10 protein-coding genes, 1 tRNA gene, 1 other RNA gene and 1 pseudogene are annotated in these 10,736 nt (G+C 70.2%); 8 read left to right on the plus strand and 5 right to left on the minus strand.

Features of this window, described 5'->3' with window-relative positions; all coding sequences use genetic code 11:
* Nucleotides 1-1,254, minus strand: a 1,254-nt coding sequence (locus MHW47_RS25390; protein ID WP_239226094.1) for a DNA polymerase III subunit gamma and tau, incomplete at its 3' end; no start/stop codon positions are given.
* Between the two features lie 47 nt (nt 1,255-1,301).
* Nucleotides 1,302-1,398: signal recognition particle sRNA small type (gene ffs, locus MHW47_RS25395), an RNA gene on the minus strand.
* A gap of 110 nt (nt 1,399-1,508) precedes the next feature.
* Here ffs and MHW47_RS25400 point away from each other — a divergent pair.
* Nucleotides 1,509-1,596, plus strand: a tRNA-Ser gene (locus tag MHW47_RS25400).
* Nucleotides 1,597-1,676: 80 nt separating this feature from the next.
* Here the strand turns inward: MHW47_RS25400 and MHW47_RS25405 are convergent.
* A complete protein-coding gene (locus MHW47_RS25405; protein WP_239226095.1) occupies nt 1,677-2,591 on the minus strand; it encodes an FAD-dependent oxidoreductase in 915 nt (304 codons plus the stop codon).
* Nucleotides 2,592-2,955: 364 nt separating this feature from the next.
* Here MHW47_RS25405 and MHW47_RS25410 point away from each other — a divergent pair, with 364 nt between their 5' ends.
* The 6 genes and pseudogenes from MHW47_RS25410 to cas2e all read left to right on the plus strand — a co-directional run bounded on the left by MHW47_RS25410 (nt 2,956) and on the right by cas2e (nt 7,455).
* Entirely contained in the window at nt 2,956-3,195 is a 240-nt protein-coding gene (locus MHW47_RS25410; protein WP_239226096.1) for a hypothetical protein, read from the plus strand.
* Nucleotides 3,196-3,375: 180 nt separating this feature from the next.
* Nucleotides 3,376-4,572: a type I-E CRISPR-associated protein Cas7/Cse4/CasC gene (gene cas7e, locus MHW47_RS25415; RefSeq protein ID WP_239226097.1), complete on the plus strand. Its 1,197-nt coding sequence runs from the start codon at nt 3,376-3,378 to the stop codon at nt 4,570-4,572.
* Nucleotides 4,569-5,324: a type I-E CRISPR-associated protein Cas5/CasD gene (gene cas5e / locus MHW47_RS25420; RefSeq protein ID WP_239226098.1), complete on the plus strand. Its 756-nt coding sequence runs from the start codon at nt 4,569-4,571 to the stop codon at nt 5,322-5,324. The genes cas7e and cas5e overlap by 4 nt, the downstream gene beginning before the upstream one ends.
* Nucleotides 5,325-5,333: 9 nt before the next feature.
* Entirely contained in the window at nt 5,334-6,113 is a 780-nt protein-coding gene (gene cas6e / locus MHW47_RS25425; protein WP_239226099.1) for a type I-E CRISPR-associated protein Cas6/Cse3/CasE, read from the plus strand.
* Between the two features lie 9 nt (nt 6,114-6,122).
* Nucleotides 6,123-7,085 (plus strand): type I-E CRISPR-associated endonuclease Cas1e, encoded by a 963-nt coding sequence (gene cas1e, locus MHW47_RS25430; protein ID WP_239226100.1) that lies wholly within the window; start codon nt 6,123-6,125, stop codon nt 7,083-7,085.
* A pseudogene (gene cas2e / locus MHW47_RS25435) lies at nt 7,082-7,455 on the plus strand (type I-E CRISPR-associated endoribonuclease Cas2e). Before cas1e ends, cas2e begins: the two are co-directional and overlap by 4 nt.
* 227 nt (nt 7,456-7,682) lie before the next feature.
* Here the strand turns inward: cas2e and MHW47_RS25440 are convergent.
* Nucleotides 7,683-7,982, minus strand: coding sequence for a hypothetical protein (locus tag MHW47_RS25440; RefSeq protein WP_239226101.1), 300 nt, complete (start codon nt 7,980-7,982; stop codon nt 7,683-7,685).
* A 257-nt stretch (nt 7,983-8,239) separates the two neighbouring features.
* Nucleotides 8,240-9,247 (minus strand): helix-turn-helix transcriptional regulator, encoded by a 1,008-nt coding sequence (locus tag MHW47_RS25445; RefSeq protein WP_239226102.1) that lies wholly within the window; start codon nt 9,245-9,247, stop codon nt 8,240-8,242.
* 592 nt (nt 9,248-9,839) lie between these two features.
* Here MHW47_RS25445 and MHW47_RS25450 point away from each other — a divergent pair.
* The coding region (locus MHW47_RS25450; RefSeq protein WP_239226103.1) for an AfsR/SARP family transcriptional regulator at nt 9,840-10,736 on the plus strand (897 nt) is incomplete at its 3' end.

Genomic DNA, 10,736 nt, shown 5'->3' on the forward strand with positions numbered 1-10,736 from the left:
GCCCGGCTGCGGGGCGGTGGGGGCCGGTGCGTGGGCGAGGGCCTCGGGGCCGGGGACGTACCCCATGGCGGGGCCGGGCCCGGCGGTGGCGAAGGAGGCGCCCCGCTCCAGCCGGTCGAGCCGGGCCTGGAGCGAGCGCTCGTCGTCGAAGGCGGCGGGCAGCAGCACCCGCGCGCAGATCAGCTCGACCTGGAGGCGGGGCGAGGTGGCGCCGCGCATCTCCGTGAGCCCCTGGTTGACCAGGTCGGCGGCGCGGCTCAGCTCGGCGGCCCCGAACACGGACGCCTGGGCCTGCATCCGCTCCACGACATCGGCGGGCGCGTCGATCAGCCCCTTCTCCCCGGCGTCCGGGACGGCGGCCAGGATCACCAGGTCGCGCAGCCGTTCCAGCAGGTCGGCGACGAAGCGGCGCGGGTCGTTGCCGCCCTCGATGACCCGGTCCACGACCTCGAAGGCGGCGGCCCCGTCGCCCGCCGCGAAGGCGTCCACGATGGAGTCGAGCAGGGAGCCGTCCGTATAACCGAGGAGGGCCGTCGCCATGGCGTACGTCACACCCTCGTCGCCCGCGCCGGCGAGCAGCTGGTCCATGACGGACATCGAGTCACGCACGGACCCGGCCCCGGCCCGCACGACGAGCGGCAGGACGCCCTCGTCGACGTGGCTGTTCTCCCGGCCGCAGACCTCGGCGAGGTAGTCGCGCAGCGTCCCGGGCGGCACGAGCCGGAAGGGGTAGTGGTGGGTGCGCGACCGGATGGTCCCGATGACCTTCTCGGGCTCGGTGGTCGCGAAGATGAACTTCAGGTGCTCCGGGGGCTCCTCCACCACCTTCAGCAGGGCGTTGAACCCCGCCGAGGTCACCATGTGCGCCTCGTCGATGATGTAGATCTTGTAACGACTGGAGGCCGGTCCGAAGAACGCCTTCTCCCGCAGATCACGGGCGTCGTCCACACCACCGTGCGAAGCGGCGTCGATCTCGATGACGTCGATCGACCCCGGCCCGTTGCGCGCGAGGTCCCGGCAGGACTGGCACTCACCGCACGGGGTGGGCGTGGGCCCCTGCTCGCAGTTCAGACAGCGGGCGAGGATGCGCGCGCTCGTCGTCTTGCCGCAGCCCCGCGGGCCGCTGAACAGGTACGCGTGATTGACCCGGTTGTTCCGCAGGGCCTGCTGGAGCGGGTCAGTGACATGCTCCTGACCGATGACCTCGGCGAACGACTCGGGGCGGTAGCGGCGGTACAGCGCAAGGGACGACACACCTACGAGGTTATCGGGGCCCACCGACAACCGGTCCCGCCCGCACACGCAAGGGCCCCCCACGCACCCGCCAGAGCCAACCTACCCTTGCTGCCTTCCGGCCCTGGGGGAGTTCAGTCAGATAGCGCCACGTGAGGGGCTGACGCCCACCTTAACCGATCCCCACCCCCACAAGTCCACCTCCCCCACCTCCCCGAACCCCCTCCGCGAATCGGGTTCGCGAGCACTCCCCAACGTCTTGTATTGTTTGCGGCGGAGGATTCGCCTAGTGGCCTAGGGCGCACGCTTGGAAAGCGTGTTGGGGGCAACCCCTCACGAGTTCGAATCTCGTATCCTCCGCCAGTGCCTCACCGGGCACGATGTCGAAGGGCCCCACCGCTCGCGGTGGGGCCCTTCGACGTTCCGGGCGACACCAGGGTCTCTCACCCCTTGAGGGGCAGGTCCCTCGATGCGTAGTACGCACGCAGCGCTGCCTCACTGCCGGAGCCCAGGGCGGTCATGATCCGCTGGAAGCGGGCGGAGCGAAGGTCTCCGGCCACGATGACGCGGGGGTGCTGGTCGGCGGGCGAGCAGTATCCGTCCGCGCCACGGATCAGGTCTCCGGGTGGCACGGCGGGGACACTTCCCAGACTGAGGAAGACGGCGTCCGCCGTGACCGTCCGATGAGCACCGTCCCGTCCCACCGCCTCGGCCGCCGGCTGGGCACCTTCCCCACCGTGCAGCGTCAGGTGATCGACGGGAAGGAGCGTGACCCGGGGGTCCTCGCGGATCTCGTCGATCTTGTACGCGTCCGCCGCCGGGTACGCCACGAGAAGCCGCGTCTCCGTGGCCGGATGGGCACGCAGGAAGGTACCGATCGGCCGGTCGCCGCCGAGAACGAGAAGGGTCCGGCCCCGGGCATCCTCCGCGTCGGCCTGCCAGAGCGCAGGCAGCATCAGACCGTCGGGGGCGGTGATCCAGGGCACGTTACCGGGTTGAAGAGGACCGACGCCCGTGGCGACGACGGCGTACGGAGCGGTGAGAGAAGCACCCGTGTCCAACGTGACGGCCACCCGGTCGTCGTCCGCGCGTAGCCCGGTGACGTACCGACCGAGTTCGAGGCGGCACAGCTCCGTGCTCTTCAGCTCGGTGACGATGGCATCAGCCAGCTCGGGGCCGCTGGTGTAGCCGCCGAGAACGTTGTTCAGGGCCGGAATCCGGTACAAATTCCGGCACAGCCGGTCCGGCTCGACCAGAACCGAGCGCATCCCGACGCTGGCAGCCATACGTGCGGCAGCGCACCCGGCGGGCCCGCCGCCGATGATGATGAGGTCGGTGTCGTACAGCGTGTCGCCCATGGGGCTATTCCAGCACCGGAGCCCCTGCGTACGCGCCGAGTTGGCCGGTTCCGATCAGGCGGCGGACGACAACGAGCCCGGCGTCGTGCACGTCAGGAAACGAGGTGGCAGACGGCCACCCCGCACGCGAAGACGTGAAGGACGCACTCCTGTGCCTCAGGGGGGTCGACGCGGGCCGAGGAGGACTCCAGCCAACCGTCGTGCGCACTCGGTCTCATATGCGCACGAAGTCGGCCGGCGCGTTCGGCGCCGATGAAAACTGGCAGGAACTTGTGGGAGTCGACTTCGATTCGGCCTGTCACGGTGGCGCAGCGCCATTTGTCCCCAGTGCCGCCGCGAGCCGCGTCTGTGCTTCGCCCGATGCATGGTCGAGCGCGGTGTCGAGCACAGCCTGAGACTCGGCACACGGCTGGTAACCCGCGCCACTGCACCCGACTCCGTCACACGGGACTGGGGTGTCGAACTGCACCGCCGTTCCTGGGGCGGCCCGGCCACCGAAGCAGATGCGGAGGCGGACGACCGGCCCGCCGCCCCGGACGACGCCTCCGGCGAGGGACACCAGGACGGGGCCGGGTCCGAGGAGGAGTGGGGCATGGACGCCTGACCGGTCATGGCGCGGTTGATCGATGGTCCGGCCGACAGCCTCACGGATCGCCGTGCCCCACTCGGCGCCGCCGGCCATCGCCACCGCGCCGGCACTTCCCGCGGGCGCCCGCCGCCCTGCCCATGGACCCCCGGAAGCCCTTCGGCCACGACCCATCACCCATACGAAAGCGGAACACCTGTGACACGCAGCATCATCGACATCCACATCCTCCAGAACGTGCCGCCCAGCAACATGAACCGGGACGACACCGGAACCCCCAAGTCCGCTTATTACGGAGGTGAGCGCCGGGCCAGGGTCTCAAGCCAGGCGTGGAAGCGGGCCGCCAGGAAGCAGTTCGAGCAGTTGCTTCCCCCCGAGGAACTTGGTGTGCGGACGAAGCGGGTGGTGGAGGCGCTGGCAAAGCGCATCACGGAGCTGGACGCCACCGTCTCCGGCAACTCGGTCAAGCTGGCCGTGGAAGTGCTGTCGGCCGCGACCGGCTCCCCCCTGGAAGTACCGAAGCGCAAGGCGAAGGACGACGAAGGGAACGGCGACACGCCCCCCGAGTCGAAGTACCTGATGTTCCTCAGCCGACGGCAGTTGGACGCGCTCGCCGAAATCGCGGTCAGGGAGAGCGACGGAGGTGATCCCGCGACCCTGAAGGCGGAGCTGAAGGACAAGAAGAAGAAGGCACTGGCCCGTACAGCCGTCGACACACGGCACTCGGTGGACATCGCCCTCTTCGGGCGGATGGTGGCCGACGCGGCCGACCTCAACGTGGAAGCCGCCGCGCAGGTGGCGCACGCGCTCAGCGTGCACCGGTCAGAAGTGGAATCCGACTACTACACGGCCGTGGACGACCTCAGCGGCGACTCCGAATCGGGTGCCGGGATGATCGGTACCGTCGACTTCAACTCCGCGACGCTCTACCGGTACGCGGCCGTCGATGTGGACGAGCTCCATCGCAATCTCGGAGTCGGACTCGATCCCGAGCAGCCGGCCGGCACCCCCGCGTCGAAGGCCCTCACGGCGTTCCTGGAGGCATTCATCACCTCTCTGCCGACCGGGAAAATCAACACCTTCGCCCACCACACCCGGCCCTCGGTGGTCATCGTCAAGCTCCGCAAGCGCTGGCCACTGAGCTTCGTAGGGGCCTTCGAGACCCCGGTGCCGAAGAGCGCGGACGGCGGCTACCTCCGCGGGAGTTGCGATCAGCTGGCGACCCACATCGCGGAGATGGAGCGGGCATACGGACTCGAGTCCGACCCCACCTGGGTGTTCCGGGTGGGCGGGGAAACCGATGGTCTCGCGGCGCTGGGGAGCGCGCTGACGCTGGACACTCTGCTGGGGCAGGTCGGCTCGGCGGTCGCCGAGCGCCTGGAGTCCGGCGCATGACGACGCTGCTGCTGCGGCTCGCCGGGCCTCTCCAGTCGTGGGGGTCCTCGTCCCGGTTCGTACAGCGCGCCACGGAGAACGCACCGACCAAGAGCGGGGTGCTGGGCCTGCTGGCTGCCGCGGAGGGCCGCCCTCGCGAAGCCGATCTTGCCGATCTGGCCGCGCTGCGTTTCGGTGTCCGCATCGACCGGCCCGGCTCCCGTGTCCGCGACTTCCACAAGGCGGAGAACAGCGACACCGGACGCGTACTGCCCCTGTCGCACCGGTACTACCTTGCCGACGCCGTCTTCGTCGCCGGGGTCGAGGGCGGGGACGCATTCGTACGGCGGCTGTACGCTGCCGTCGACGCGCCCCGGTTCCTCCCTTACTTGGGACGCCGATCGTGCCCGCCGTCGCATCCGCTGCTTCTCGAGCACGGGGCCTCCCTCAGCGACCTGCCCCTGGAGGACGCCCTTCGGCAGGCGCCCTGGCAGGGAGCGCGCCGGCCGCGCACGCACGGGGTGGCGGACGGACAGCCCCCAGAGGATCTGGACATGTTTCTGGACTGCCCACCCCAGGACACCCCTGACTTCCAGCTTCGCGACACGCCCCTCAGCTACGACCCGCAGCACCGGCGGTACGCGATGCGCGGCGTACGGGCTGGGCACGTACCGGCGTCGGCCCCCTTCCACGACCCGACAGCGCACTTGCGGCCGGCCCCGGCCGCAGGGCGCGACTCGTCTGCTCAGCCACTCGCCACGGACGACTTCTAGGAACCGCCGATGTACCTGACCCGCTTCCGCGTCAACACGGCCCGCTCCGGCGCCCGTGCCTTGCTCGCCTCCCCCCAGCGCCTGCACGGCGCCGTCGACATGGCGTTTCCGGAACCCGCAGCCCGCGACGGCAATGGCCCCCGAGTGCTGTGGCGGCTGGACGAAGCGCCGGCCAACCGCGTCGACCTGCTCATTTCCAGTCCCGGCCGACCCGACCTCACCCACCTGGCGGAGCAGGCGGGCTGGCCGATCCTGGGCGCGCAGGGCTGGACCACGTTCGCCTACGCGGAGTTCCTGGACAGGCTCGCGGCAGGAGGGGAATGGGCCTTCCGGCTCACGGCCAATCCGCTGCACCACATCCGGCGCGAGACAGATCCGGTGGGCGCCCCGACCAAGCGCGCGGCCCACGTCACCGTCGAGCACCAGGTGGGCTGGCTCCTCAAGCATCAGGAGCGAGCCGGGTTCCACGTCCTGCCCAGGGAAACCGGCGCCGATGACGGCGGCGGGCAGGACACGGACACCAAAGCGCTGCCGGTGCAGTGGCACTATCAACTCGTCGTCCACGACCGCACCGCGGTGCGCTTCCAGCGGCGCGGGGAACACCTGGCCGGTCAACGCGGCGCGAGGAGCGGTGCCGGTACCGGCACAGACGTACGCTTCACCCGAGTCACCTTCGACGGACGGCTGCGGATCACCGACCTCGCCGCCTTCCGCCGCACGCTCACCCACGGGATGGGCAAGTCGAAGGCGTACGGATGTGGCCTGATGACTCTCGCACCGGTGCGGTGACGACCGGACATGAGCAGTGTCAGCAAACGCAGCCTCTCCTCCCCTCGCGAACTCACCCGGGTGGCCGACCGCGCCTCGTTCCTCTACCTGGAGCGTTGCACCGTTCACCGGGACGACAACGCCCTCACCGCCACCGATGCGGACGGGGTCACGCACATCCCCTCGGCGACCATCGGGACACTCCTGCTGGGTCCGGGCACACGCGTCACACACCAGGCGATGGCGTTGCTCGGGGAAAGCGGAGCCGCCGTGAGCTGGGTGGGAGAACACGGCGTGCGCTTCTACGCCGGCGGCCGGGCGCTCACCCGCTCGTCCGGATTGCTGGAAGCGCAGGCGACAGCGTGGGCGAACCGGCGTACACGGGTGGAAGTGGCCCGGGAGATGTACCGCATGCGCTTCCCCGGCGAGGACACCGCTGGGCGCAGCCGGGACGACCTGCTGCGGATGGAGGGACGCCGGGTCAAGGAGTGCTACCGGCGAGAATCGGAGCGCACGGGCGTCCGCTGGGTCCGGCGCGAGTACCACCATGGTGACTTCGCCGCAGGGGACGCACCGAACCAGGGGGTCACAGCCGCCGCCCAGTGCATGTACGGGGTGGCTCACGCCGTGGTGGCCGCCCTGGGCTGCTCTCCCGGACTGGGTTTCGTGCACTCCGGGCACGAACGCTCTTTCGTTCTCGACATTGCCGACCTCTACAAAACGGAGATCGGAATCCCGGCCGCGTTCGACGCCGCTGCGTCGGGGGACGAGGACGTACCAACCCGCACCCGGCGTGCGCTGCGCGACCGCATCAACAAGACCGGCCTGCTGGAGCGTTGCGCCAACGACATCAAGAAGCTCCTGCGCTACGAGGACTCCGGAAAGGGCGGTACGCCGACGAACAACCAGGACGCGGACCTGGTCGGCATCCAAACCGATAGTGGGCAGCTCCTTGTCTCCGGTCGCAACTACGGAGAAGAGCCGGTCTGGTGACCGTTATCGTCCTCACCAACTGCCCAGCCGACTACGCGGGTTCCTCACTCGCTGGCTTCTGGAGATCTCCCCCGGCGTCTTCCTCGGCTCCCCCTCCGCCCGGGTACGGGACATCCTCTGGGAAGAAGTACGCACATACTCCGGCCATGGGCGCGCCCTCCTTGCCCACACCACCGACAACGAACAAGGATTCACCTTCCGCACTCACGACCACGCCTGGCACCCCACAGACCACGAGGGCCTCACCCTCCTCCACCGCCCCAGCCAGCGGGGGCCCGCTCCAGGGGCGGCAGGAGCACCGGAACCATCGGGGCAACCACCGAGGCAGGGCTGGAGCAAAGCGGCGAAACGACGGCGGTTCGGTAGGTGAGGATGGGACAGAGCACAGCAGGAGGAAACCCCTTTATGTCCCATAGGTCGGAACTTGGCAAAGTAAGTAAAATCCACCATCCGGCCGGATAACACAGCAGGTCAGCTCCTGTGGTCCCCGCGCATGCGGGGGTGGTGATGGTCCTCGCGGGGCGGATAGTGCTCATCGGTAATCTTCGGTTGCCCGGGGTGAGCCGCTCGTGCCGGGCGGCCTCGGCCGGACCGTCCTCACCGACCGCAGTCACGGTCAGCTCGTCGCCGTGGAAAAGGGGCCCTGCCCCTGGTGTCGATCAGCTGGGCCGGCACCGGGCAGCGCACGCCCTCGACCGAGACCGTCGCGTCCCGGCACAACCGCCTCGTCTCGCCGAGAGCAATCGCGAACAGCGCCTTGGCCAGCACGTGGAGATGAGCCCGCTCCTCGGCCGGCATGTCGTCGGCCTCCCGCGCCAGGACGGTGTGCGAGTGGAAGCCGAGGTGGTTGGTGCTCGTATCGATCGCGGTGACACCGAGTTCCAGCGCTCGCCTCAAGCAGCCTCCGGACCTCACGCCACGACCCGGATGACCTCAGCCACTACGTGATCGACTTCCGGACTTGCACGAGCAGACGCCTCACGAGCCGAGTGGCGGCGATAACCCCTGCCGGCGCGGTGGACCAGCGCACTCGCCGCCTCCCACGGATTGCGTCTCATGTCCATGGCGGTGAAACGGTCGGGCGGTCTCGGATCTGGTCTCATTCGCCCCCTCCGCGCCCGTCCGCACGGTCACACCGAGCGCTCCGTCCCAGGTCAGGTTCGGGGGCCGTTGGGGGGGAGGTAGCCGAGTTGGGCGGCGTGGACGCCGGCCTGGAAGCGGCTGCGGGCGTCCAGGTGGCCGAGGAGGCCCGTGGCGATGCGGCGGGCGGTGCGGGGGGAGACGCCGAGGCGCTTGGCTATGGCCTCGTCCGTGTATCCGCGGGCGAGAAGGCGGAGGGTCTCGTGCTGCTGGCGGGTCAGGGAGTGCTCCGCGGGTTCCTCGGCGCAGCCCAGGGGTTCGGCGCCGGACCAGACGTGTTCGAAGAGGGCCTCCAGCGCGGCGATGAGTCCCGCGCCCGACACCACGAGCGCGCCGAGTGAGGAGTCCTGGTCGTCCAGGGCGACCAGGGCGACCCGGTGGTCGGCGATGATCATGCGGGTGCTGAGCGAGGGGGCCGTACGGATCTCGGCGCCGAGCGAGGCCAGCCAGGTCACATGGGTCACCGTGGGCGGGTGGTTGTGGATGCTGGCGAGGTAGACCGTGCGCATGCGCACCCCGCGCTCCAGGAGTTCCTGGTTGAGCGGGCGGGAGGCGCGCATGTTCTCCTCCGTCTGCGCGCCGCCCGTCGCGAAGGTGAGGATCTCCTCCTCGACCTCCTCGTGGAGCCGGGCCAGGTAGTCGCGTACGTGGTCCACGCCGTCCAGGTGCACCACCGGTGACTCGTCGATCGCCGGATGGGTGGCGGGGAGTGCGCAGAGGAGTTCGGCCACGGCCGCCTCCCCGTCCGCCAGGCGCCGGCGTTCGGCGGCGAGCAGGGCGCGGCGGCGGGTCAGCAGCGCCTCCAGGCCGAGCCGGGGATCGACCACGTGCAGCCGGCGCCCGCCGGAGCGCGCGGCCGGGCGCACCAGGCCGAGGTCGGTCAACACCTTCAGCGCGCCGTCGAACTGATTGGGTGTCACGTCCAGCAGGGCGCGGTGTTCGGCGAGGGACGCGTACGGCTGGGCGAGCAGCGCCCGGTAGACGGCCTCGGCAGTGGCGTCCAGACCCAAGGGGTCGAGCATCGTCCCTCCCCGCTAGGCGGCACGGTCGGTCCAGCCGCTCGCCGGAGTCGTTCCTCACCTGAGGAATCCATTTTCCGGCATCTCGTTGACGCTGCGGTAAAAATCATGGCACGAGTGGGTGAGCTGCGGCAGACGGCCGCTCGGAGGCCGGACCGGCGGACGTCCGCATGCTGGACGGAAGGGGCCATGGCCTCATCGGTCCAGCGGTCTCACCTTCACCACCCCCGCGCCCGCGTACAAAACTCACGGTGCTGTCGAACACTCCCCACCGACGGTTCGAAGGGCTTCCGCATGACGCCTCTCCACCGGTTCTCCGTCACCGCGTTCGTGTCCGTGGCACTGAGTGGCGGCATTCTCGTCGCCCACCCCGCGTATGCCGCCACCTCCGCTCCCGTATCCGTATCCGCCTCCGCTCCCGTGTCCGCCTCCGACGTACCGAGTGGCCCCGCCGGTCACGGCGCCTCGCCCGTACACCCACGCCCCGGGCATCTGCCGCACGACTTCGGCTGGCAGTAGCCCCCGTTCCGGAACGGTACGACGACGCAGCGGCCCGACGGCGGGTCGCGCAGAGCGCACGGGAAGGCGGACGACGGTGCTGTTCCAACTGCTCGGGCCTCTGAGCCTCACCGACGGGCGGGACCTCGTGGTGCTCCCGCCCTCCAAGCCGACCTCGCTCCTGGCCGCCCTGCTCATCCGTCCGGGGCGCGTGGTGTCCACCGACCACCTCCAGGAGGCCGTCTGGGGCGAGGAACAACCCGTCACGGCCAAGGCCGCGCTGCAGAGTTGCGTGCTGCGGCTGCGCCGGGTCTTCGCCAAGTACGGCATCGAGAACCAGGCCGTCGTGGCGGTCGCCGGCGGCTACCGCATCCACGCCGACGCCGAGACCCTCGACCTCCTCCACTTCCGGCAGCTCGTCGGCCGGGCGGCGACGGCCGGCACCGACTCCGAGCTGTACACCCTGCGGGCGGCCCTGGCCCTGTGGAAGGGGCCGCTGCTCGCCAACGTGCCCTCAGGGCTGCTGCACCGGGACGAGGTGCCCCGGCTGGCGGAGGAGCGCCTGCGGGTCCTGGAACGGGTCTGCGACATCGAACTGGAACACGGCCGCTGCCGCGAAACCCTCGTCGATCTTTGGGAAGTTACGCGCGTATACCCGGCTCACGAGCGGTTTTCCGAGCAACTGATGCTGGCGCTCTACCGGACCGGGCGGCAGGCGGAGGCGCTGGCGGAGTACCGCAGGATCAAGACCCACCTGCGCGAGGAACTCGGCGTCGATCCCCGGCCCGCACTCCAGCGGCTGGAACTGGCGATCCTGCGGGGCGACGACCTCGGCGCCCCGGACACTGGAGCCGCCCCCGTCTCGCTCGTCCCCCCGCCCGCACCGGCCACCGAACCACCCGCCGCCCTCCCGCCCGCCCCCCGCACCGAGGACGGGGCCGGGGCCGGGCGCGAGGGTGCCGTCGTCCACCGCCGCCCCGGGGCCTCGACCGCG

The sequence above is a fragment of the Streptomyces sp. OfavH-34-F genome (assembly GCF_022347745.1).
Lineage (GTDB): Bacteria > Actinomycetota > Actinomycetes > Streptomycetales > Streptomycetaceae > Streptomyces.

Excerpts from the sequence above, each read along its gene's own strand:
- MHW47_RS25405 (WP_239226095.1), bottom strand. The coding sequence starts at position 2,591 with ATGGGCGACACGCTGTACGACACCGACCTCATCATCATCGGCGGCGGG.
- MHW47_RS25410 (WP_239226096.1), top strand. The coding sequence starts at position 2,956 with ATGGTCGAGCGCGGTGTCGAGCACAGCCTGAGACTCGGCACACGGCTG.
- cas5e (WP_239226098.1), top strand. The coding sequence starts at position 4,569 with ATGACGACGCTGCTGCTGCGGCTCGCCGGGCCTCTCCAGTCGTGGGGG.
- cas6e (WP_239226099.1), top strand. The coding sequence starts at position 5,334 with ATGTACCTGACCCGCTTCCGCGTCAACACGGCCCGCTCCGGCGCCCGT.
- cas1e (WP_239226100.1), top strand. The coding sequence starts at position 6,123 with ATGAGCAGTGTCAGCAAACGCAGCCTCTCCTCCCCTCGCGAACTCACC.
- MHW47_RS25445 (WP_239226102.1), bottom strand. The coding sequence starts at position 9,247 with ATGCTCGACCCCTTGGGTCTGGACGCCACTGCCGAGGCCGTCTACCGG.